Raw genomic sequence first — 22,632 nt, 5'->3', positions numbered from 1 at the left:
CACCCCCTCACCACAACCAAGGGTGGTCGGCGGGCTAGCGGCCGCCCTGCTCGTCGCGGCGGCGCTGCCAGCGCTGCTCGATGCGGTCCATCATGGAGCGCTTCGGCCGGGCCTGGCGGCGGGCGTGCGGGCCGCCGGCGGCCTGCTCGCCCGGCTTGGGGGCCTTGCGCCAGCCGGTCACGGCCAGCACGGCGCAGCCCAGCATGACCAGGAAGCCCACCACGCTGACCCAGATCTGCTGGGCGACCATTCCTGCCATGAGAAGCGCGATACCTACGAGGAAGCCCACGACCGCCTGGTAGACCCGCCGCCGGGTGTACGTACGCAGCCCGCTTCCCTCGAGCGCCGACGCGAACTTGGGATCTTCTGCGTACAGCGCTCGCTCCATCTGCTCGAGCATGCGCTGCTCGTGCTCCGAGAGCGGCACGGAGTCCTCCTCATTGTGCAGTCGCCGGGGGACGACCCGGGGGGTCCCTTCAGGATAGGCAGGGAATCGCCCCCGTGAAACCCGCCCCTCTGCGCCAATTGGCCAACCGGAACCCACCATGCCGGACCCGGCTCGCTGAGGCTGTCATTCCCCGGCAGCCGGCCCGTCATGCCGGGCGGTCTCCCTCGATCATACGGGGCAAAGCCGTCGTCCGGGGGGCCTGTGGCGCACTCCATGCCCGGCGGGACGGCGACCGGCGGCCCGCGCCCGGGGGGCCGGCTCAGGCCCCGGCGGCGCCCCGGGTCTCGCCGAGTACGTGCAGCTGCGTGGCCACCGAGTGGAACGCGGGCAGCTCGGCCGCCGCCTCCTCCAGTTTCAGCAGGGCGTCCAGCGCTCCGGGTTCGGTGTCCACGAGCACGCCGGGCACCAGGTCGGCGAAGACCCGTACGCCGTGCACCGAGGCGACGGTCAGCCCCGCGCCCTCCACGAGGGCGGTGAGCTGCTCGGCGGTGAAGCGGCGCGGCACCGGGTCGCCCTCGCCCCAGCGTCCGTGGGGGTCGTCGAGCGCCCGCCTGGCCTCCTTGAAGTGGCCGGCCAGGGCGCGGGCGAGCACGGCGCCGCCGAGCCCGGCGGCGAGCAGGCTGAGGACGCCCTCGGCGCGCAGGGCGGCGACCGCATTGCGCACGCCCTCGGCGGCGTCGTCGACGTACTCCAGGACGCCGTGGCACAGCACGACGTCGTAGCCGCCGCGCTCGACCACGTCGAAGAGGCCGTGGGCGTCGCCCTGCACGCCCCGTACCCGGTCTGCCACGCCGGCCTCGGCGGCGCGGCGCTCCAGCGCGAACAGGGCGTTGGGGCTGGGGTCGACGACGGTGACCCGGTGGCCGAGGCGGGCGACGGGCACGGCGAAGTTGCCGCTGCCGCCGCCGGTGTCGAGGACGTCCAGGGACTCCCGGCCCGCGGCCTTGACCCGACGGTCCAGGGCGTCCCGCAGGACCTCCCAGACCACGGCGGTACGGAGAGAGGCGCGGGGGCGCATCGGGTCCGACACGGCAGTTGACTCCTCGGCGCGGCACCGCCTCTTGCGCGGCGGAGCGATCGGTCCGCCCTTCCCGCCCGGGGTACGGGAGCGGGAAGGGCTTCAGGCGCCTTCCACCCTATTGCCTCCCACCCCCGCCCTGCCGCTCGGCTCCGCCGACCCCCGCGGCCGTGATCGCCGCCGTGGCGGCAACCGCCGTACGGGCGCGGCCTGCGCCTGTCAGCCCGCGTCCGGCAGCCCGTGTGGGCCGGCCCCGCGGCGGGAGGCGCCCGGCTCGTCCGCCGTGCCGGTGTCCTGGCGGGGCCGGGGCAGGGACGGCTGGAGGACGAGTATGCGCTCGACGAGGCGGATGAACATCGCCACGTCGCGTATCAGGTCGTCGGCGTCGCGGTGGCCGGCCGCGCCCCGGATGCCGGCCTCGGCCCGGGCGCGGCGCGCGGCACCCGCGGCGAACAGCGCGCTCCACTCGGCGAGTTCGGGCGCGATCTCGGGGAGCACTTCCCAGGCGCTCCTGATGCGTGCCCGCCGTCGGGGGGTGGGCTCCGGACGCCCCCGCGCGGCGAGCACGGCGGCGGCGGTGCGCAGGGCGGCGAGGTGGGCCGTCGCGTACCGCTCGTTCGGGGTCTGCAGGACCGTGGCCTCCTCCAGGCCCGCGCGGGCCTGGGCGAGCAGGTCGAGGGCGGCGGGCGGCGCCGTGGTCCGGCGCAGGACGGGGTGAACGTCGCTCGCCGGGCCGGTCAGTGAGGGGGCAGGGCCGGCGGCGCGGCGCCGACGCGCGGCGGCTGCGGACGAGTTGGCCATGACGAACCTCCTGTCGTCTGAATGACGGCACGGGTGCCGTATGTGCCCATCGTGAGGTATGGCACTGACAATCCGTTCTGACCTGGCCTTTTGCCTCGATCGTAGGTTCGGGGTACCTTTTTGCACTGACCAGTCAGTTCAAAAACAAGGGGGAGGGCAAACCGTGCACGACCACACGGCACACGGTCTCGGTGTCACCGCCCGCGACTTCGGGCTGCGCGGGCCCCGCGGCTGGGCGTTCCGCGGCATCGGCCTCGACGCGGAGCCCGGTGCGCTGATCGCGGTGGAGGGCCCGTCCGGTTCCGGCCGTACGTGCCTGCTGCTCGCACTCACCGGGCGGATGCGGCCCACGGAGGGAGTGGCCCGCGTGGGCGGGTTCGAACCGCCCCGGCACATGTCCGCCCTGCGCCGCGTCACCGCGCTCGCCAACGTGGCGGGCGTCACCGACCTCGAGCCGGCCCTGACCGTCGGCGAGCACCTGCGCGAACGGGCACTGCTCCAACGCCGGTTCGGCGGCTCGCTGCGCGGCCTGCTGCGGCCCCGGTCCGAGCGCCGGGCCGAGGCGAAGCAGCTGATCGACACGGCACTCGGCACCGCCGGCCTCGACCTCGCGACCCTGCCCAAGGGCGACCGCACCGCCGTACGCGATCTGGAGCGCCCGGAGGAACTGCGCCTGTCGATCGCCCTGGCGCTCATGTCCCGGCCGCTGCTGCTCGCCGTCGACGACACCGACTTCAAGCTCTCGGGCACCGAACGAGCCGCCCTCTGGGCGCAGTTGCGGTCGATCAGCGAGTCCGGGACGACCGTGCTCGCGGTATGCGGCGAGGCACCGGAGGGCGCGGTGGCCGTCTCCACCAAGCCCTCCGCCACCCCCTCCGCCGGGCCCCCCGCCACGACAACCGACGACGAACCGGCCGACGTGAAACCGATCGACGACGAACCGGCCGACGCGGAACCGACCGACGACGAACCGCACGACCAAGCGAAGGAGGCGGCCGATGCGCTCGCCGAAACTGGCCGCTCTTGAGCTGAGGCGCTTCGGACGCGGCAGGCTGCCGCGCGCCGCCCTGGTCGCCCTGCTGGTGCTGCCGCTGCTGTACGGGGCGCTGTACCTGTGGTCCTTCTGGGACCCGTACGGCCGCCTCGACCGCATCCCCGTGGCCCTCGTGAACGACGACCAAGGGGCCACCGCCGACGGCCGCAGGATCGCGGCCGGCGACGACCTCACCGAGGGGCTGCTGAAGAGCAAGGTCTTCGACTGGCACGAGGTGAGCGCCGCCGAGGCCCGCAGGGGCGTCGAGGACGGCACGTACTACCTGTCGCTGACCATGCCGGCCGACTTCAGCCGACGGATCGCCTCCAGCGCGGGCGACTCCCCCGAGACCAGCGCGCTCCAGGTCCGTACGAACGACGCCAACAACTACATCGTCGGGCAGATCTCCCGGACGGTGTTCAGCGAGGTGCGCACCGCCGCGTCCACCAAGGCCTCCCGGTCCTACCTGGACAAGATCTTCGTGTCGTTCTCCGACATCCACGGCAAGACGGTCGAGGCCGCCGGCGGCGCCGACCGGCTCAAGGGCGGCATCGGCAAGGCCGAGCGGGGTTCCAAGGACCTCGCCGACGGTCTGACCGAGGCCAAGAGGGGCTCGTCCGAGCTGTCCAAGGGCCTGACCAGGCTCAGCACCGGGGCGGGCGACCTGGAGAACGGCTCACGGCAGGTCGCCGACGGCACGCGGACGCTGGCCGACAGGATCAACGCGGTCGACGGCACGGTGGGCCCGTTCCTGAAGGACAACGAGAAGTCGATCGGCGACTCCGCCCGGCTGGTCGCCGACTCCGCCAAGGCGATCCGCCGCAACCTCGACACCCTGGTGGAGCGGGCCCCGGCCGCCGCCAAGGACGCCCACGCCGCCTCCGCCGACCTGGACGGCATCCACGCCCGGCGCTGCGCCGACCCGGCCCTGCCGGACGCCGCCTGCGCGGATCTGACGCAGGCCAAGGAGACTGCCGCCGACGTCGCGAAGATCGCCGACGACGTCAACACGCTCGTCGCGGACAACGGCGGAGACCTGAAGAAGCTCGACAGCGACCTCGCCACCCTCCAGACACGGGCCCAGGCGCTCGCCGACCGCGCGCCGCACCTGTCCGAGGACATCGACGACGCCGTCAAGAAGATCAACAAGCTGAACGAGGGCGCCGGCAAGGTCGCCGCGGGCGCGAAGAAGCTGCATGCCGGGATCGGCACGGCCAGGACCGGCGCGACCGGCCTCGACAAGGGCGTCGGCAGGCTCGAGGCGGGCGCCGTCGACCTCAACGGCGGCATGTACAAGCTGGTCGACGGCTCCGGCAAGCTCGCCGGCGGGCTGCACGACGGCGCCAAGCAGATCCCCGACTACGACAAGAAGGACCGCGACCAGCGCACCGGCGTCATGGCCGACCCGGTCCAGCTGGCCGCCCGGGACCTGCACCACGCGCCGAACTACGGCACCGGCTTCGCCCCGTACTTCATCCCGCTGTCGCTGTGGGTGGGCGCCATGGTGGCGTACATGCTGATCCCGCCGATGAACCGGCGCGCGCTCGCCGCGGGCGCCTCCTCCTGGCGGATCGCGCTGGCCGGCTGGCTGCCGGTGGCGGCGGTAGGCGTGCTGCAGACGGCGGCCCTGATGGCGGTGCTGCACTGGGCGGTCGGCCTGGAGATGACGCGCGCGGGAGGCACGATCGCCTTCCTGTTCCTGGTGGCTGCGTGCTTCGGGGCGATCGTGCAGTGGCTGAACGCCCGCTTCGGGCCGGCGGGCCGGATCCTGGTCCTCGCCCTGCTGATGCTCCAGCTGACGTCCGCGGGCGGCACGTACCCCGTGCAGACCAGTCCGGGCTTCTTCAACGCGATCCATCCCTTCCTGCCGATGAGCTACGTCGTCGACGCCCTGCGCAGGCTGATCACCGGCGGCGGCCTCGGCCCGGTGTGGCTGGCCTGTGCGGTGCTGACGGGCTTCACGGCGGCCGCGCTCGCGCTGACCGCGCTGTCGGCCCGGCGCCGGCAGGTGTGGACGCTGAACCGGCTGCATCCGGAGCTGAGCCTGTGATCTCGCCGTTGACCTCCCCTTCCGTACCCTGCGAGGAGTCCGCACCTGTGACAATCGGGGCCATGGAACGCAGCAGCGCCACGCCGGGCGGCCGCACCCGCCGCGAGGCCACCCGGCAGAAGCTCTACGAGGCGGCCGTCACGCTCATCGCCGAGCAGGGGTTCTCCGCCACCACCGTGGACGAGATCGCCGAGCGGGCGGGGGTCGCCAAGGGCACGGTCTACTACAACTTCGCCAGCAAGTCCGTCCTCTTCGAGGAGCTGCTGCGGCACGGGGTGGGGCTGCTCACGGCCTCCCTCAGGGAGGCGGCCGAGCGGACCGCGCGGGAGGGCGGCAGCCGGGTCGACGCCCTGGACGCGATGGTGCGCGCCGGACTGGTCTTCATCGACCGCTACCCGTCCTTCACCCAGCTGTACGTGGCCGAGCTGTGGCGCACCAACCGGGCCTGGCAGTCCACGCTCATGGTGGTACGGCAGGAGGCAGTCGCCGTCGTCGAGGGCGTGCTGCGCGAGGGTGTGGCGAACGGCGAGTTCAGCGAGGAGCTCGACGTGTCGCTCACCGCGGCGGCGCTGGTCGGCATGGTGCTGGTGGCCGCGCTGGACTGGAAGTCCTTCCAGCCGGAGCGCTCCCTGGACGACGTGCACAGGGCGCTGTCCAGACTGCTGCAGGGGCGGGTGAGCGGACGCCCCTGAGGACGAGAACGCCGGTGCGCCGTGGCCGCGTCCCCCGCGGGCCACGCCGCACCGGCGCGTCCTCGTACTCCCCCGCTCCCCCGTGCCTCACTCCCGCCGACTGGGCCGGCGGAAGGAGCGGTCGAGGGCCGCGCCGTTCCGCCGCCCCGTGTCGGCGGTGCCGGCGCCGGGCCCCTTTCCGTGTCTCCACCCTCTCGTCCACGCGGTTCCCGCCTCATCCGCGCGCGTACTCATCTCACCGGCTAGGTACGGATACTCAGTTGTGCGCGCTCATCCCCACGACGCCGGGCCGTGCGCTGGTTACGATCGCGTCCGTGTCCGTACTTCCCCTGGTGTTCACAAGCGGCTGGGCCAGCGGCATCAACGCGTACGCGGTGGTGCTGCTGCTCGGTGTGTTCGGCGCGACGGGACTGAGCGACGACGTCCCCTCCGCTCTGCAACGGCCTGAGGTGCTGATCGCGGCGGGCGTGCTGTTCGTGTGCGAGGCGGTCGCCGACAAGATCCCGTACGTGGACTCGGTGTGGGACACCGCGCACACGGTGATCCGCCCGGCCGCCGGCGCCTGGGTCGGCGCGCTGCTCGCCGGGCAGAGCGGCTCGCTGTCGGACGTCACGGCGGGCCTGATCGGCGGCGGCACGGCACTGGCCAGCCACGCGGTGAAGGCCGGGACGCGGATGGCTGTCAACACCTCCCCCGAGCCCGTGAGCAACATGCTCGTGAGCCTGGCCGAGGACCTCGGAGTGGCCGGCCTCGTCACCTTCGCGATCTTCCATCCCCTGGCCGCGGCGGTCATCGCCGCCGTTCTCCTCCTCGCGGGCGTCGTCATCGTCGCCTTCCTGATCTCCCGCATCCGCCGCTACCTGCGCCGCCGGGCCCGCCGCCGCGAGGCACGCCGCCTGGCCGCCCGGGCGGAGACCCCACCGGGCTGACCCCGCCCACCGCTTCCGCGTCCGCGGGCCGCGGGTGGGGTTGTCAGTGCGGGTCGATACAGTCGCTGGCATGGGACGGATTGTGGTGGTCGGTGCTGGGATGGGCGCGATGGCGGGGGCTGCCCGGCTCGCCGTCGCGGGGCACCGGGTGACGGTGTTCGAGCGTACGGAGACGTACGGCGGTGCGGTGCGCCGGGCCGAGCGGGACGGCTTCGCCTTCGACACCGGGCCCGGGCTGCTGCCGCTGCCCGCCGTCTACCGCGACCTGTTCGTCAAGACCGGCAAGGAGCCGCTGGAGGACTGCGTCGAGCTGGTCCAGGTCGATCCGTCGGCGCGGCACGTCTTCGCGGACGGCACCGAGATGTCCCTGCCGAACGCCTCCCGCGCGGGTGTCGTAGCGGCCCTGGACGACGCCCTGGGGGCGGGTGTCGGGCAGCGCTGGGGCGACTTCCTGGTGCGGGCGCGCGAGACCTGGGACCGCTCCCGGCGCCCGCTCCTGGAGGAGCCGCTGTGGCCCAACTGGCCCGTGCTGGCCGAGCGCGAGCCCTACCCGGCCGTCCCGCACAAGCGCCTGCTGCGCACCCGCCGGGCCGGCACGCTCGCCGAGGTCGGCGCCTGGGAGCTGCGCGATGCGCGTCTGGCCGCCCTCCTGGAAAGTCATGCACTCGTGCACGGCCTCGACCCGCGCACCGCCCCGGCGAACGCCGCCGTGCTGCCGTACATGGAGCACGCCTTCGGCACCTGGTACGTCCGCGGCGGCCTGCGCGAGCTGGCGCGCGCCGTGTACGAGCGGTGTCTGGCCCGCCGGGTCGAGTTCGTCTTCGGCGCCGAGGTCACGCGGATCGTCGAGAAGGACGGCAGGGCGGCCGGGGTCGAACTCGCCGACGGGACGGTGGCCGAGGCGGAGTTCGTGGTCGCCGGTGCGAGCCCCCGCGCGCTGGACGGCATGGTCCGGAGCACGGCTCTCCGGGGCGCGGGAGAGGTGCCGCCCCAGCCCGGGGCGCCCAGCCGCCTCACCGTGCTGCTGGCACTGCGCGGCGGCCGACCCGAAGGGACGGCCCATCGGACGGTGGTGCACGCGGAGGACCGCGAGGCCGAGCTCGACGCGTTGTTCGGCACGGTCCCCGAGTTGCCCGCACGGCCCACGGTCACGGTGTCCCGCCCGGACGACCCGGCGCTGGTCCCGGACCCCGAGCACGAAGCGATCACGCTCACGGCAACGGTCCCGGCGTCGGCATCGGCGGGACTGCCGGCGCAGGCCGACCGTATGATCGCCGCCGCCTCGCGTGCCGTACCCGGGCTCCGCGACCGGCTCCTGTGGCACGAGATCCGCACCCCTGCCGACATCGCCCAGGTGACGGGCGCGGAGGGCGGCGCCGTTCCCGCGCCGGCGCTCGCCGCGGCGGAAGGACGCCTGCTGCATCCGGCCAACACCACCGCGCTCCCGGGCCTGTTCACCATCGGCGGCTGGTCGCACCCCGGCGGCGGGCTGCCGCACGCCGGCATGTCGGGCGCGCTGGTGGCCGGGCTGATCGTGGAGGGACCGGAGTTCCGCGGCTCCCAGTGAGCCGGGCGGCGGTCAGAAGCGGTACTGCTCGTCGAAGCCCGAACCGTGCTGCTGCTGACCGTGGTTGTCGCCCTGGTACGGGTACGACTGCTGCTCCTGCGGGAGTTCGCCGCCGTAGGACTCGTCGCTGCGCTGCTGCGGGACCCACACCCCGCCGGCCGGAGTCTCGCCGCCGTAGCCCGAGCCGGCGTAGGCGTCCTGGGTGCCGTAGTCCTGCTGCCCGTAGCCCTGCTGCCCGTAGCCCTGCTGGCCGACGTAGGTGGTGTCGTAGGAGGTCTGGGTGCCGACGTACGGGTCGGAGTAGCCGGCGTACTGCTGCTGGCCGGAGGTGTCGTAGCCGTAACTCTGCTGCCCGTAGCCGGAGTAGTCGTACGCGTAGCTCTGGTCGGCGGTGGCGTAATGGTCCTGGGTCTGGTCCGCGCCCGCGTAGGAGGAGTGCGTGCCCGCCTGCTGGGCCGAGTCGCCGTAGACGCCGTACGAGCCGGTGTCGTCGGGCAGGGGCTGCGGCTCGTACACCGTGGTGGCCTCCGCGGCCGTGGGCTCGGCGGCGCCGACGGGGGTGAAGACGTCGTCGCGGTCGAAGTCGTCGTCGTGCCCGTACGACAGGCTGTCGTGGCCGTGCAGGGTCCGCATGGTGCCGGTGTCGCCGTGCTCCGCGTCGGCCACTTCGAGGTCGGAGACCTCCAGCGTCGGGTCCTGGTGCTCGCCCTTGCCGCGGCGGCGCGGCAGCTTCTCCGCACCGTCGGCGCCGGGACGGCCGACCGCCCAGCCGGCCGCGAAGCCGCGGCGGAAGGACAGCGTGACATAGGTCTGTCCGACCGCGAACGCGGCCGCGCCCAGACCGATGACGACGACGGACGGGATCAGTACACCGAGCACGACCCCGAGGAAGCCCATGAAGGCGAGCAGCCGCCAGCGCAGGCGCGCCTTGTACTGCAGCAGCACCTCGCCGAGCAGCCACAGCGCGACGACGCCGAACGCGATGTAGAGGACCGTCCAGCCCATGTACGCCCCTCTCCCAGTGGCCGCTCCGCAGTGTGTCGTACGCGGATGCGGCCGGTCTAGGTCTGCGGCGGTTGGTGCAGACCCAGGTTCTCGTAGATTTCCAGCGTCGCCGTGGAGTTGTTGAGCGTGATGAAGTGCAGTCCGGGCACTCCCTCGGCCTGCAGCCGCGCGCAGAACTCCGTGGCGAACTCGATCCCAATGGAGCGTACCGCCGCCGGATCGTCCTTCGCCGCGAGGATCCGCTCTTTCAGGCCGTCCGGGATGGTGGCGTTGCTGAGCCGGGGCAGCCGCTCGAGCATCCTCACACTAGTGACCGGCATGACTTCGGGGATGACCGGGGTCTCGCAGCCGGCGGCGGCGACGCGGTCGCGCAGGCGGAGGTACGACTCCGGCTGGAAGAACATCTGCGTGATGGCGTAGTCGGCGCCCGCGCGGCACTTGGCGACGAAGTGCTTGACGTCGGTGTCCCAGTCGATCGAGCGCGGGTGCATCTCGGGGAAGGCTGCGACGCCGACGCAGAAGTCGCCCGACTCCTTGATGAGCCGGACGAGTTCGGCGGCGTACGTCAGCCCGCGCGGGTGCGGGATCCACTCGCCCATCGGGTCGCCGGGCGGGTCGCCGCGCACGGCGAGCATGTTGCGGATGCCGGCGTCGGCGTACTGGCCGATGATGTTGCGCAGTTCGGCGACGGAGTGGTTGACGGCGGTGAGGTGCGCGACCGGGGTGAGGGTGGTGTCGGCGACGATCTGCTCGGTCTCCTTGACCGTGCCCGCGCGCGTGGAACCGCCCGCGCCGTAGGTCACGGAGACGAAGTCCGGCGCGACCGCCTCGACCCTGCGCAGCGCGCTCCACAGATTCCGCTCGCCCTTGGGGGTCTTCGGCGCCGAGAACTCGAACGAGTACGTCGTCTTGCCGGCGGCGAGGATGTCACGCACGGTGCGTGCGCGATCAGTCCTGGTGGATGCGGTTCCGAGGGCCATACTCGCAGGTTAGCCAGGGGGCGGCGGTCCCCCAACCGAAGGCCGGAAATTTGCCCGAATTGTCGGATTGCCGTCCACCTTTCGGACAGCAGGGCCCGAATGGGCGGGTCGGGTTTCGCGAGGTGTCCACTAGGTGAGACGCCGGCGTACCGTGCCCGGGCCCCGCTCGGCGCCCTGCTCGGCCGCCTGCCGCAGCCGCCCGGCGAACTCGGCCGCCGCCGCGCCGGGGTCGTCGGCCTCGGTGACGGCCCGGACCACGACGACACGGCGGGCGCCGGCCTCCAGGACCTGGTCCAGGTTGCCGAGGTCGATGCCGCCGATGGCGAACCAGGGCCGGTCGGTGCGCAGGGAGGCGGCGTACCGGACCAGGCCGAGGCCGGGAGCGGGCCGGCCGGGCTTGGTGGGGGTGGGCCAGCAGGGGCCCGTGCAGAAGTAGTCCACGCCGTCCTGCACGGCGGCCGCGGCGGCCTCGGACTCGGCATGCGTGGACCGCCCGATCAGGGTGCCGTCACCGAGGATCGCGCGGGCCGCGGGAACGGGGAGGTCCCCCTGCCCCAGATGCAGCACGTCGGAGCCGGCGGCGTAGGCGACGTCCGCCCGGTCGTTGACCGCGAGCAGCTTCCCGTGCCGGGCACAGGCCTCGGCGAACACCTCCAGGTGCTCCAGCTCCTCCCCCGCCTCCATCCCCTTGTCCCGCAACTGCACGACATCGACGCCCCCCACGAGCACGGCGTCCAGGAACTCGGCGAGATCACCCTGCCGGCGGCGGGCATCGGTACACAGATAGAGCCGCGCACCGGCAAGCCGCTCCCGAGCGTCGGCGACGGCAACGGTGTCGGACATGGCGGATCCCCCCAGGACTCATCGGTTCGGGTACGCGGCCGGCGTACGAGCACGCGGCACGGCCTCGCTCGGCCCACACCCCGACCATCCGAACGGACCTTACCCGCGCCCCCGACCGGAGCGGTCGCCTGACGGGCCGCAGGCACCTCCACCACAAGGCAGCGGCGCCGTGAGCAGCCGGCAAGGACGCGAGCGCACGCCGACCTCTGACGCGCCTCCGCCACGCGCGACGGCGCCCCGACGCGGAGTGCCCCGGGCGCCCCCAGGAGTTCGCGACCCACCGGCTTGCGCGGTCCGGGCCCTGCGTGCCGCAGGCAGCCCGGCGGCGGTCCGGGCTCCCGCAACCGGCCTGGGGCCACCCCGAGGCTGCCGGCCGCGGGTCGGCGGCGTGCCCCGGTACGGCCGGGCGGCCGTACTCCGGGGCCGAGACGGCCATCACCAGCGGCTCGTGGCCGCTCACCCGCCCGCGCGGGCCGTCAGGACGTCCCGGAAGCCGGTCCCTGCGCGCCGCAGGCAGCCCGTGGCGGTCCGGCCGGTCCGGGATCGCGCACGCCGGGCCTGCGGGCCGCACCGACGACCGCGCAGCCAGGCGGCTCCGTCGCGAGCGGCGTGGGTGGCCGGTGGGGTGTGCCGGTTGCCCCCCGTAAGGGCCGCCCACGCCGCTCCGGTGTGCGGGTCAGACCGCCAGGGCCTGGGCGCGGCGCTTCACCTCTGTGCCGCGGTTTTCGCTCAGGGCCTGGGCGGGGGTGCCGGGGAGGGTCGGGTCGGGGGTGAACAGCCACTCGATCATCTCTTCGACCGTGAAGCCGTCGTCCCTCAGGAGCGTCAGGGTGCCGGACAGGCCCTTGACGACCTTGTCGCCGTCGATGAAGGCGGCGGGGACGTGCAGCGCGCGGTTCTCACCGCGGCGTACGGCGATGAGCTGGCCCTCCTTGACCAGCTGCCGCACGCGCGTCACCTCGACGCCGAGCTTTTCGGCGATGTCGGGGAGGGTGAGCCAGGCAGGGACGAGAGCATCGATCTTTGCGTCAATCTCGGTCACGGAGTCAAGCCTGCCATCTGCCACTGACACTAGGAAGTCAGGCCCGTCCGCCGGTGACCTCGCGCCTCACGCCGTCGCCGCCTTCAGCGGCCGCGCCGGGTCCGTCAGCAGGTCCGGATCCATGGGCGTCCCGGACTCGATCAGCCGCCGGCCCTGCGCCAGATCCCGCGGTCGGCCGACCGCCAGCAGGGCGACGAGCCGGCCCTCGCGCAGCCAGCAGACCGTCCACGCCGGCCCGGAGGGATCACCGCGCCAGATGGTGGTGTCGGCGGACGTGTGGTGGCCGGCGTACTGCACGAAGCGCCCGAACTGCTCGGACCAGAAGTACGGCACCGGGTCGTAGACCGCGGGCTCCAGGCCGATGACATTGGCCGCGACCGTGCGCGGGCCCTGCAGCGCGTTGTCCCAGTGGTGGACCAGCAGGCGCTCCCCATACCTTCCCGAGGGGAAGGAGGCGCAGTCGCCGACCGCGTACACGTCCGGCACCGAGGTGCGCAGATGGTCGTCGGCCAGGACGTCGCCGTGCTCGCCCAGCTCGATGCCGGAGCCGGCCAGCCAGCCCGTGGCCGGCCGGGCGCCGATGCCGACCACCACGGCGCCCGCGGGCAGCCGCGAGCCGTCGTCGAGCACCACCGCGCCGGGCTCGACGTGCTCCACGCGCGCGCGTGTACGCAGCTCGGTGCCGCTGTCGGCGTACCAGGCGGCCATCGGCGCGGCCACCTCCGCGGGCAGCGCACCCGCGAGCGGCCGGTCCGCGGCCTCCACGACCGTCACGGCGCAGCCCGCCTCACGCGCCGCGGTGGCGAACTCGGCGCCGATCCAGCCGGCGCCGACGACCACGATGTCGTGCTGCTCGGTGAGCACCGGCCGCAGCCGTTCGGCGTCGTCCAGGGTGCGCAGCAGATGCACGCCGGGGACGCCCTCGGCGCCCGGCAGCCGGATGGGTTCCGCACCGGTGGCCAGGACGAGCACGTCGTACGGCACAGGCCCGGCGGAGGTGTCGAGCACATGCGCGTCGGGCCGTACGGCCAGTGCCTCGCAGCCGAGCCGCAGGTCGAGGCCGAGCGACTCGAAGTCGATGTCGAAGGCGGTGCCCTCGGCCTTGCCGAGCAGGACGGCCTTGGACAGCGGCGGCCGGTCGTAGGGCTGGTGGGGTTCGGCGCCGATCAGTGTCACGGTGCCGGTGAAGCCCTGCTCACGCAGGGCGACCGCGGTCTGCACGCCCGCCATGCCCGCGCCCACGACGACCACGCGCCGCGGCTGTGACGTGCCCTTTTCCTGCGTCTGGTCGCTCACCTGATCACCATAGTCAACTGATGATCCGTCAGTCAGGGGGCGTGCGGGGTGACCTGCTCCACAAGCTCTTCCACCACACTCGTCCCGCTGCCCGGCTGTGACTCCCACTGCCAGGCCTCCTCCAACCGCACCCGTCCGTCGGGCAGTTCGACCACCGTCGACACGCAGTGCCCCGACGACGTCGTCCCGTCCCGCCTGAGCTGCACATACCGGAAGTCGAGGCGGTCACCCTCCCGGGTACCCACCAGATGGCCGTGTACGACGTCTCCGCCCGCGTACTCGGCCCAGATCCGCCCCTCCCGCTCGTGATAGGTGAACCGGGTACGGGTGCCCACCTGCCCGGGGGCCTGGTCGGCGACGGGGGCGAGGACGAGGCCGTCCAGCGAGCGGGACATGGAGGAGGCTCCCTTACAAGATCGGCGCTCTGCGGGCTAGGGTGGCCACCGTACAAGGACTCGCGGGAGCCCGGACGTACCGGGCTGAGAGGGAGGCTGGCGGCCTCCGACCGTACGAACCTGATCCGGGTCATGCCGGCGAAGGGAGGGGCTGGACGCCCATGTCGTTGCCGCGTATGTCGGACGTCCTGATCGTCGGGGGCGGAATCATCGGGCTGGTGACGGCCTGGCGCGCGGCGCAGCGCGGGTTCGCCACCGCCGTGGTGGATCCCGAGCCGGGCGGCGGGGCCGCGCAGGTGGCCGCCGGGATGCTCGCCGCCGTCACCGAACTGCACCACGGCGAGCAGACCCTGCTCGGGCTCAACCTGGCCTCCGCCCGCCGCTACCCGGACTTCGCGGCCGAGCTGACCGAGCTGACCGGCCAGGACCTCGGCTACCGCCGCTGCGGCACGCTCGCCGTCGCGCTGGACGCCGACGACCGCGCCCACCTGCGCGAACTGCACGCGCTGCAGCACGGGTCGGGCCTGGAGTCGGAGTGGCTGTCCGGGCGGGACTGCCGGCGCCTGGAGCCGATGCTCGCGCCGGGCGTGCGTGGCGGGCTCCGGGTGGACGGCGACCACCAGATCGACCCGCGGCGGCTGGCCCACGCCCTGGTAGCGGCCTGCGAACGGGCGGGCGTGGTCCTCCACCGCGCCTGGGCCGAACGGCTCACCGTGGCCCGTGACCGGGCCGTCGGCTGCGTACTGAGCGACGGCACCGCGCTGGAGGCGGACCAGGTGGTCCTCGCGGCGGGCAGCCGCAGCGGGCAGCTCGCGGGCGTCCCGGACGACGTACTGCCACCGGTGCGGCCGGTGAAGGGGCAGGTGCTGCGGCTGACCGTGCCCAAGCGCTACGCGCCGTTCCTGAGCCGTACCGTGCGGGCCGTGGTGCGCGGCAGCCACGTCTACCTGGTGCCGCGGCTCAGCGGCGAACTCGTCGTCGGGGCCACCAGCGAGGAGCTGGGCTGGGACACGACGGTGACGGCGGGCGGCGTGTACCAGCTGCTGCGCGACGCGCACGAGCTGGTGCCCGGGATCACCGAGCTGCCGCTGACGGAGACCCGCGCGGGACTGCGTCCCGGCTCCCCCGACAACGCGCCGCTGCTCGGCCCGACCGAACTCGACGGGCTGCTGCTGGCCACCGGCCACTACCGCAACGGCGTGCTGCTCACGCCGGTCACCGGTGACGCCATGGCGCACGCCCTGACCACCGGCGAGCTGCCGGACGAGGTCCGCCCCTTCACCCCGAGGCGCTTTCGCGCCGCCGCACTCACGGAGCAGCCCGCATGAACATCTCCGTCAACGGTGAACCCCGCCGGGTCGCGCCCGGCACCGCTCTGGTCACCGTCGTGCAGACCCTCACCGCGGCGCCCTCCGGGGTGGCCGCCGCCCTCAACGAGACCGTCGTCCCGCGCGCGCAGTGGCCGTCCACGGCGCTGGCCGAGGGCGACCGCGTCGAAGTGCTCACCGCCGTCCAGGGAGGCTGAGCCATGGCTGACGACCCCCTGGTCCTCGGTGGGACGTCCTTCACCTCCCGGCTGATCATGGGCACGGGGGGTGCGGCCGGCCTGGAGGTGCTGGAGCGGGCGCTCGTCGCCTCCGGCACGGAGCTGACCACCGTCGCGATGCGGCGGGTGGATCCGTCCGTGCACGGGTCCGTGCTGTCGGTGCTGTCGGTGCTGGAGAAGCTGGGCATCCGGGTGCTGCCCAACACCGCGGGCTGCTTCACCGCCGGCGAGGCGGTGCTGACCGCGCGGCTCGCGCGCGAGGCGCTGGGCACCGATCTGGTCAAGCTGGAGGTCATCGCCGACGAGCGCACGCTGCTGCCGGACCCGATCGAGCTGCTGGACGCGGCGGAGACGCTGGTCGACGACGGGTTCACGGTGCTGCCGTACACGAACGACGACCCGGTGCTCGCGCGGAAGCTGGAGGACGCCGGCTGCGCGGCGATCATGCCGCTGGGGTCGCCGATCGGGTCGGGGCTCGGGATCCGGAACCCGCACAACTTCCAGCTGATCGTGGAGCACGCGCGCGTGCCGGTGATTCTGGACGCGGGGGCGGGGACGGCCTCGGACGTGGCGCTGGCCATGGAGCTGGGGTGTGCGGGGGTGATGCTCGCGTCGGCGGTGACGCGGGCGCGGGAGCCGGTGGTGATGGCCCAGGCCATGAAATGCGCGGTTGAGGCGGGGCGGCTGGCGCGGCTGGCTGGGCGGATTCCTCGGCGGTACTTCGCGGAGGCGTCTTCTCCCGCGAAGGGGCTGGCTTGGTTGGATCCTGAGCGGCCTGCTTTCTAGGTGCCCTGGGCTGCGCTGGGGGGTGGGGCGCTTGCCCGTGCTTTGCGGAGCGCCGCCTGCGCCCACCCGTGCCGCCCTGGAGGTCTCCCCTGCTCGAAGAGCTTGGGGAGGCACGACTGCCCGCAGGCTGTGCGGCGCGGCTGCCCGCAGGCTGTGCGGGCTGGAGCCGGACCGTCACAGGTCGGTCGCAGTACCAGCGGCGTGTCCTTGGCTGCTCGTACACTCACCTGCGTGGATACGACCCTTCAGGACCCTCTCGTCGGGCAGGTGCTCGACGGCCGTTATCGCGTCGACGCGCGGATCGCCGCCGGCGGGATGGCCACGGTCTACCGGGCCCTGGACACCCGCCTGGACCGGATCCTCGCGCTCAAGGTGATGCACCCGACCCTCGCGGCCGACGGCTCGTTCGTCGAGCGGTTCATCCGGGAGGCCAAGTCGGTCGCCCGGCTCGCCCACCCGAACGTGGTGCAGGTCTTCGACCAGGGCACCGACGGGTCGTACGTGTACCTCGCGATGGAGTACATCGCAGGCTGCACCCTGCGCGACGTGCTGCGCGAGCGCGGGGCGCTGCAGCCGCGGGCCGCGCTGGACATCCTGGAGCCGGTGCTCGCCGCGCTGGGCGCCGCGCACCGCGCCGGATTCGTGCACCGGGACATGAAGCCGGAGAACGTCCTGATAGGGGATGACGGCCGGGTCAAGGTCGCCGACTTCGGGCTGGTGCGCTCCGTGGACACGGTGACGAACACCACCGGAGCCGTCCTCGGCACCGTCTCCTACCTCGCGCCGGAGCAGTTCGAGCACGGCACGGCCGACCCCCGGGTCGACGTGTACGCGTGCGGGGTCGTGCTGTACGAGATGCTGACCGGCGGCAAGCCGCACCAGGGGGAGTCCCCCGCCCGGATTCTCTACCAGCACCTCCACGAGGACGTGCCGGCCCCGTCGGCCGCCGTTCCGGGGCTGCCGTACGAGCTGGACGAGCTGGTCGCACAGGCCACCGCGCGCACCCCGGACGTCCGGCCGCAGGACGCGGTCGCGCTGCTCGCACGCGTGCGCGAGGCGCGCGCGGAACTCAGCGAGGAACAGCTGGACGCTCTGCCGCCGCAGGCCCTCGCCGCGGAGCACGACAACGCGGAGGACCGTACGAGCGTGATCCCGCGCGCGCTCACGGTCCCGCGCCGGCTGCCCGTCGACGAGGACGTCGACGAGGGGCCGGCCGAGGCCGGCCTCAACCGCACCGCCCGCTTCGAGACGCCCCCGCCTCCGCCGGCGTCCGGTCCGCGGCGCCCGGGCCGGTCCCGCCGGGGTCTGCTCACGATCGTCGCCGCCGTCCTCCTGGTCCTCGGGCTCGGCGGAGGTGTCTGGTACATCAACTCGGGCCAGTTCACGAAGGTCCCGCCGCTGCTGGCGAAGACCGAGGCGCAGGCGAGGGAGCGGCTGAAGGAGGCCGGTCTCGAGGTCAAGGACGTCAAGCACGCCTACAGCGACACGGTCAGGCGCGGCACGGTGATCAGTACGGACCCCGAGGCGGGCGCCCGGATCCGCAGCCACGACTCGGTGACGCTCACGGTCTCCGACGGACCGGAGACCGTGAAGGTGCCCGACCTCGAGGGCCGCTCGCTCGGCGAGGCGCGGGCCCTGCTGAAGAAGGAGGGGCTGGAGCCCGGCATGGTGACCCGGGAGTTCAGCGAGAACGTGGCCAGAGGCTCGGTGATCGGCACCGACCCCGCGGCGGGCACCGAGCGGCGCGCCGGCTCGGCGATCGCGCTCACCGTCAGCAAGGGCCGCCCGGTGGACGTGCCGGACGTCACCGGCGAGGACCTGGACCGGGCGAAGTCCGACCTGGAGGACGCCGGCCTGAAGGTGCGGATCGCCTCCGAACAGGTGAACTCCGAGTTCGACAAGGGCCAGGTCGCCCAGCAGACCCCGGCGGGCCGCAGCCAGGCCGCCGAGGGCGACACGGTCACTCTGACGCTGTCCAAGGGCCCCGAGATGGTCGAGGTGCCGAACGTGACCGGCAACAGCGTGGACGACGCCAGGAACACGCTGGAGAAGGCCGGCTTCAAGGTCGAGGAGGACCGCGGTCTGTTCGGGCTGTTCGGCGACACCGTCAGGAAGCAGTCCGTGAAGGGCGGCGACCGGGCACCGAAGGGTTCGACGATCACGATCACCATCCGGTGAGACACGGGGGAAATCCGAGGCAGCGGGTGACGCACGCCCGGCGGCCGGGTACCGCCGGGCGCATGACACCCTGAACAGGTGAGCAGTCAGCAGTCCCGCGTCCTTCCCGGCCCCTCCCGCAATCCCGTCGGCAGCCATGTGCCCGTCGCCGGCGGACTGCACTCGGTGGGCCTGTCCTACGCCCGTGAGCTGAAGGCCGAGACCGTGCAGGTCTTCGTCGCCAACCCGCGCGGCTGGGCCACACCCGTCGGCAATCCGCGGCAGGACGAGGAGTTCCGCGCGGCCTGCGCCGAGGAGTCGGTCCCGGCGTACGTCCACGCGCCGTACCTGATCAACTTCGGTTCGCACACCGAGGCGACCGTGGAGCGGTCGGTCCAGTCGCTGCGGCACTCGCTGCGGCGCGGGCGGGAGATCGGCGCACTGGGCGTCGTCGTGCACACCGGGAGCGCGACCGGCGGCCGGGACCGGTCGGTGGCGTTGAAGCAGGTACGGGAGCACCTGCTGCCGCTGCTCGACGAGCTCACCCACGACGACGACCCGTACCTGCTCCTCGAGTCGACCGCGGGCCAGGGCGCCTCCCTGTGTTCCCGCACCTGGGACTTCGGGCCGTACTTCGAGGCGCTGGATGCCCATCCGAAGCTGGGCGTGTGCCTGGACACCTGCCATGTCTTCGCCGCCGGGCACGACCTGACCGGCCCGGACGGCATGCACCGGACGCTGGACCGGCTGGTGGAGACGGTCGGCGAGGGGCGGCTGAAGCTGATCCACGCCAACGACTCCAAGGACGTGGCGGGCGCGCACAAGGACCGGCACGAGAACATCGGCGCCGGTCACATAGGCGAGGACCCCTTCCGTGCCCTGATGACCCACCCCGCCACCGAGGGCGTACCCCTGGTCATCGAGACCCCGGGCGGCAAGGAGGGCCACGCGGCGGACGTGGCCCTCCTGAAGAAGCTCAGGGACGGCTGAGCGGCACCGCCGTCACAGCTCCGGCCCGTCCCCCGGCGCCTCCTGGTAGGAGTACCGCTGCTCCTTCCACGGGTCGCCGAGGTTGTGGTAGCCGCGCTCCTCCCAGAAGCCGCGGCGGTCGGCGGTCATGTACTCCACGCCGCGGACCCACTTCGGTCCCTTCCAGCCGTACAGGTGGGGGACGACCAGGCGGAGCGGGAAGCCGTGCTCGGCCGTGAGCAGTTCGCCGTCCTTGTGGGTGGCGAAGAGGGTGTGCTCGGAGGTGAGGTCGGACAGGCGCAGATTGGCGCTGTAGCCGTACTCCGCCCATGCCATCACATGGGTGACGCCCGGGGCGGGCGGGACGATGTCCAGGATCGTGCGGGCCGGGATGCCGCCCCACTCGGCGCCGAGCATGCTGTACTTCGTGACGCAGTGCAGGTCGGCCACCACGGTGGTGTAGGACAGGGCCGTGAACTCCTCGTGGGTCCAGCAGTGCTTCTCGCCGTCGGCGGTGGCGCCGAAGACCCGGAAATCCCAGCGTTCGGGCCGGAACTTGGGCACCGGCCCGTAGTGCGTGACCGGCCAGCCCCGCTGCAGTCGCTGCCCCGGCGGAAGCTCCGGCTGTGCCGCTCCTCCCGACACTGCTCCAGACGCGTTCCCGGACGCGCGTTCCACCGGCTGACCCATGACTCCATCCTGACAGACGGGAGAGGGTGCACATGACCAGCCCTGGGCCAATCCGGGCAAATAGCAATAAGCGTGCACTTACTGGACGGTCGTGGGTGCCGGTGAAATCATGCGGCGCAGCCTGCCAGTCCCCGCGCGGAAGGAGCCTTGACGATGCAGGGCGACCCGGAGGTCATCGAATTCCTCAACGAGCAGCTCACCGGCGAGCTGACCGCGATCAACCAGTACTTCCTGCACGCGAAGATGCAGGAGAACAACGGCTGGTACAAGCTCGCGAAGTACACGCGGCGCGAGTCGTTCGACGAGATGAAGCACGCCGAGGTGCTCACGGACCGGATCCTGTTCCTCGAGGGCCTGCCCAACTACCAGCGGCTGTTCCATGTACGCGTGGGGCAGACCGTGAAGGAGATGTTCGAGGCGGACCGGCAGATCGAGGTCGAGGCAATCGACCGGTTGCGGCGCGGTATCGAGGTGATGCGGGCGAAGGGCGACATCACGTCGGCGAACATCTTCGAGGGCATCCTCGCCGACGAGGAGCACCACATCGACTACCTGGAAACCCAGCTGGAGCTGCTGGACAAGCTCGGTGAGGCGCTCTACATCGCCCAGGTGATCGAACAGCCGGACAGCTAGGCGGCCTCGTCGAGGCCCGGGTCCACGTCCGACAGGACGGGCCGCCCCTGGTCGGCCCGCTCGTGGCGCGGGCATGCGCCGCGGCCGAGGAGTGCCTGGATACGCCGTACGCACGAGCCGCAGTCCGTGCCCGCCTTGCAGGCCGAGGCGATCTGGCGGGGTGTGCGGGCGCCGTTCTCCGCGTGCTGCTCGACCTGCTGCTCGGTGACTCCGAAGCAACTGCAGACGTACACGCGGTTCACCTCCCGCCGGGATCGGTTCAGTGGCGCCGTCCCGACTTCTCGGTGAGGCAAACCTAACCTTACTCGCCGCGCAGGAGCCGTGAAAGACAGGAGGGGCGCGGATCGTATGTGATCCGCGCCCCACTTCACACGTCCTGAAGAGGCGGCCGCCTCACTGGTCCCGGTACATCTCCGCGACCAGGAACGCCAGGTCCAGGGACTGGCTGCGGTTCAGCCGCGGGTCGCAGGCCGTCTCGTAGCGCTGGTGCAGGTCGTCGACGAAGATCTCGTCGCCGCCGCCCACGCACTCGGTGACGTCGTCGCCGGTCAGCTCCACATGGATGCCGCCCGGGTGCGTGCCCAGCGCCTTGTGCACCTCGAAGAAGCCCTTGACCTCGTCGAGCACGTCGTCGAAGCGACGGGTCTTGTGGCCGGAGGCCGCCTCGAAGGTGTTGCCGTGCATCGGGTCGGTCACCCAGGCCACGGTCGCGCCCGAGGCCGTGACCTTCTCCACCAGCTCGGGGAGCCGGTCGCGGATCTTGTCGGCGCCCATGCGGACGATGAACGTCAGCCGGCCCGGCTCCCGGTCGGGGTCGAGACGCTCGATGTACCGCAGCGCCTCCTCGGCCGTCGTGGTCGGGCCGAGCTTGATGCCGATCGGGTTGCGGATCTTCGAGGCGAACTCGACGTGCGCGTGGTCCAGCTGCCGGGTGCGCTCGCCGATCCACACCATGTGCGCCGAGACGTCGTACAGCTGCCCGGTGCGGGAGTCGACGCGGGTGAGCGCCGACTCGTAGTCGAGCAGCAGCGCCTCGTGCGAGGAGTAGAACTCGACGGTCTTGAACTCCTCCGGGTCCGTGCCGCAGGCCCGCATGAAGTTGAGCGCGTTGTCGATCTCCCGGGCGAGCTGCTCGTAGCGCTGGCCGGACGGGGAGGACTTCACGAAGTCCTGGTTCCAGGCGTGTACCTGGCGCAGGTCGGCGTAGCCGCCGGTGGCGAAGGCGCGCACCAGGTTCAGCGTGGAGGCGGAGGCGTGGTACATCCGCTTCAGCCGCTCCGGGTTTGGGATCCGGGATGCCTCGGTGAACTCGAAGCCGTTGACGGAGTCGCCCCGGTAGACCGGCAGCGTCACCCCGTCGCGGGTCTCGGTCGGCTTGGAGCGCGGCTTGGAGTACTGGCCGGCGATCCGGCCGACCTTCACCACCGGCACCGAGGCGGCGTACGTGAGCACGGCGCCCATCTGGAGCAGGGTCTTGAGCTTGTTGCGGATGTGGTCGGCGGACACCGCGTCGAACGCCTCGGCGCAGTCGCCGCCCTGGAGGAGGAACGCCTCTCCCCTGGCGACGGCCGCCATCCGGGCGCGCAGCTGGTCGCACTCGCCCGCGAAGACGAGCGGCGGATACGACTCGAGGTCCGCGATCACTGCGCGCAGAGCCTCGGGGTCGGGGTACTCGGGCTGCTGCGCCGCGGGCAGGTTTCGCCAGGTGTTGCCAGCGCTCGCGCTGGTCTTAGCGTTCACGGTCACGTCTTC

General features: G+C 72.6%; 23 protein-coding genes and 1 riboswitch. Of the genes, 11 read left to right on the top strand and 12 right to left on the bottom strand.

Going from position 1 to position 22,632, the window contains the following annotated elements:
• Positions 1-34: 34 nt before the first annotated feature.
• The 3 genes from ACX25U_RS26720 to ACX25U_RS26710 form a co-directional block, all read right to left on the bottom strand.
• A complete protein-coding gene (locus ACX25U_RS26720) occupies positions 35-427 on the bottom strand; it encodes a DUF3040 domain-containing protein (protein WP_454383691.1) in 393 nt (130 codons plus the stop codon).
• Positions 428-707: 280 nt separating this feature from the next.
• Positions 708-1,478, bottom strand: coding sequence for a methyltransferase (locus ACX25U_RS26715; RefSeq protein WP_454383690.1), 771 nt, complete (start codon positions 1,476-1,478; stop codon positions 708-710).
• A gap of 207 nt (positions 1,479-1,685) precedes the next feature.
• Entirely contained in the window at positions 1,686-2,267 is a 582-nt protein-coding gene (locus ACX25U_RS26710; protein WP_454383689.1) for an SAV_6107 family HEPN domain-containing protein, read from the bottom strand.
• 163 nt (positions 2,268-2,430) lie between these two features.
• On the opposite strand from ACX25U_RS26710, the gene ACX25U_RS26705 reads away from it, so the two are divergent.
• From ACX25U_RS26705 to ACX25U_RS26685, 5 genes are all read left to right on the top strand, one after another.
• Entirely contained in the window at positions 2,431-3,294 is an 864-nt protein-coding gene (locus tag ACX25U_RS26705) for an ATP-binding cassette domain-containing protein (protein ID WP_454383688.1), read from the top strand.
• The gene (locus ACX25U_RS26700) at positions 3,266-5,350 is read left to right on the top strand and encodes a YhgE/Pip family protein (RefSeq protein ID WP_454383687.1); all 2,085 of its coding nucleotides are present in this window, start codon (positions 3,266-3,268) and stop codon (positions 5,348-5,350) included. Before ACX25U_RS26705 ends, ACX25U_RS26700 begins: the two co-directional genes overlap by 29 nt.
• Before the next feature lie 62 nt (positions 5,351-5,412).
• On the top strand, positions 5,413-6,042 hold the full coding sequence (locus ACX25U_RS26695; RefSeq protein WP_454383686.1) for a TetR/AcrR family transcriptional regulator: 630 nt from the start codon (positions 5,413-5,415) through the stop codon (positions 6,040-6,042).
• Between the two features lie 314 nt (positions 6,043-6,356).
• Positions 6,357-6,971: a DUF4126 domain-containing protein gene (locus tag ACX25U_RS26690; RefSeq protein ID WP_454383685.1), complete on the top strand. Its 615-nt coding sequence runs from the start codon at positions 6,357-6,359 to the stop codon at positions 6,969-6,971.
• Between the two features lie 70 nt (positions 6,972-7,041).
• Positions 7,042-8,538 carry a phytoene desaturase family protein gene (locus ACX25U_RS26685; RefSeq protein WP_454383684.1) on the top strand — a complete coding sequence of 499 codons (1,497 nt, stop codon included), beginning with the start codon at positions 7,042-7,044 and terminating at the stop codon, positions 8,536-8,538.
• Between the two features lie 12 nt (positions 8,539-8,550).
• Here ACX25U_RS26685 and ACX25U_RS26680 read toward each other — a convergent pair whose 3' ends face one another.
• The 6 genes from ACX25U_RS26680 to ACX25U_RS26655 all read right to left on the bottom strand — a co-directional run bounded on the left by ACX25U_RS26680 (position 8,551) and on the right by ACX25U_RS26655 (position 14,099).
• A complete protein-coding gene (locus ACX25U_RS26680) occupies positions 8,551-9,543 on the bottom strand; it encodes an SCO2102 family sporulation regulator (RefSeq protein ID WP_454383683.1) in 993 nt (330 codons plus the stop codon).
• A 56-nt stretch (positions 9,544-9,599) separates the two neighbouring features.
• Positions 9,600-10,523, bottom strand: a complete 924-nt coding sequence (gene metF, locus ACX25U_RS26675) for a methylenetetrahydrofolate reductase [NAD(P)H] (RefSeq protein WP_454383682.1) — start codon at positions 10,521-10,523, stop codon at positions 9,600-9,602.
• A 129-nt stretch (positions 10,524-10,652) separates the two neighbouring features.
• Entirely contained in the window at positions 10,653-11,366 is a 714-nt protein-coding gene (gene thiE, locus ACX25U_RS26670; protein WP_454383681.1) for a thiamine phosphate synthase, read from the bottom strand.
• A gap of 676 nt (positions 11,367-12,042) precedes the next feature.
• Complete coding sequence (locus tag ACX25U_RS26665; protein WP_073952559.1) at positions 12,043-12,408, bottom strand: Rv2175c family DNA-binding protein; 366 nt, start codon at positions 12,406-12,408, stop codon at positions 12,043-12,045.
• A gap of 66 nt (positions 12,409-12,474) precedes the next feature.
• Positions 12,475-13,704: an NAD(P)/FAD-dependent oxidoreductase gene (locus ACX25U_RS26660; RefSeq protein ID WP_454383680.1), complete on the bottom strand. Its 1,230-nt coding sequence runs from the start codon at positions 13,702-13,704 to the stop codon at positions 12,475-12,477.
• A 32-nt stretch (positions 13,705-13,736) separates the two neighbouring features.
• On the bottom strand, positions 13,737-14,099 hold the full coding sequence (locus tag ACX25U_RS26655; protein ID WP_454383679.1) for a hypothetical protein: 363 nt from the start codon (positions 14,097-14,099) through the stop codon (positions 13,737-13,739).
• Between the two features lie 52 nt (positions 14,100-14,151).
• Positions 14,152-14,263: riboswitch (TPP riboswitch) on the top strand.
• On the opposite strand from ACX25U_RS26655, the gene thiO reads away from it, so the two are divergent.
• The 5 genes from thiO (at position 14,261) to ACX25U_RS26630 (ending at position 19,578) form a co-directional block, all read left to right on the top strand.
• Positions 14,261-15,427 (top strand): glycine oxidase ThiO, encoded by a 1,167-nt coding sequence (gene thiO / locus ACX25U_RS26650; protein ID WP_454383678.1) that lies wholly within the window; start codon positions 14,261-14,263, stop codon positions 15,425-15,427. (Overlaps the previous riboswitch by 3 nt.)
• Entirely contained in the window at positions 15,424-15,624 is a 201-nt protein-coding gene (thiS, locus tag ACX25U_RS26645; RefSeq protein ID WP_454383677.1) for a sulfur carrier protein ThiS, read from the top strand. The genes thiO and thiS overlap by 4 nt, the downstream gene beginning before the upstream one ends.
• A 3-nt stretch (positions 15,625-15,627) precedes the next feature.
• Positions 15,628-16,431, top strand: coding sequence for a thiazole synthase (locus tag ACX25U_RS26640; RefSeq protein WP_454383675.1), 804 nt, complete (start codon positions 15,628-15,630; stop codon positions 16,429-16,431).
• Positions 16,432-16,662: 231 nt separating this feature from the next.
• On the top strand, positions 16,663-18,609 hold the full coding sequence (pknB, locus tag ACX25U_RS26635) for a Stk1 family PASTA domain-containing Ser/Thr kinase (RefSeq protein WP_454383673.1): 1,947 nt from the start codon (positions 16,663-16,665) through the stop codon (positions 18,607-18,609).
• 78 nt (positions 18,610-18,687) lie between these two features.
• On the top strand, positions 18,688-19,578 hold the full coding sequence (locus ACX25U_RS26630; protein WP_454383671.1) for a deoxyribonuclease IV: 891 nt from the start codon (positions 18,688-18,690) through the stop codon (positions 19,576-19,578).
• A 12-nt stretch (positions 19,579-19,590) separates the two neighbouring features.
• On the opposite strand, the gene ACX25U_RS26625 is transcribed toward ACX25U_RS26630, so the two are convergent.
• Positions 19,591-20,247, bottom strand: coding sequence for a sulfite oxidase-like oxidoreductase (locus ACX25U_RS26625; protein ID WP_454383669.1), 657 nt, complete (start codon positions 20,245-20,247; stop codon positions 19,591-19,593).
• Between the two features lie 153 nt (positions 20,248-20,400).
• Here ACX25U_RS26625 and bfr point away from each other — a divergent pair, with 153 nt between their 5' ends.
• Entirely contained in the window at positions 20,401-20,880 is a 480-nt protein-coding gene (bfr, locus tag ACX25U_RS26620) for a bacterioferritin (protein ID WP_454383667.1), read from the top strand.
• Here the strand turns inward: bfr and ACX25U_RS26615 are convergent.
• Together ACX25U_RS26615 and ACX25U_RS26610 are read right to left on the bottom strand one after the other, a co-directional pair.
• On the bottom strand, positions 20,877-21,122 hold the full coding sequence (locus ACX25U_RS26615; protein WP_454383665.1) for a (2Fe-2S)-binding protein: 246 nt from the start codon (positions 21,120-21,122) through the stop codon (positions 20,877-20,879). The two genes, bfr and ACX25U_RS26615, sit on opposite strands and share 4 nt — an antisense overlap.
• A 151-nt stretch (positions 21,123-21,273) precedes the next feature.
• On the bottom strand, positions 21,274-22,626 hold the full coding sequence (locus ACX25U_RS26610) for a class II 3-deoxy-7-phosphoheptulonate synthase (protein ID WP_454383663.1): 1,353 nt from the start codon (positions 22,624-22,626) through the stop codon (positions 21,274-21,276).
• Positions 22,627-22,632 lie beyond the last annotated feature (6 nt).

The sequence above is a fragment of the Streptomyces sp. JNUCC 63 genome (assembly GCF_054366325.1).
This window is presented reverse-complemented; position numbering and strand designations above follow the sequence as displayed.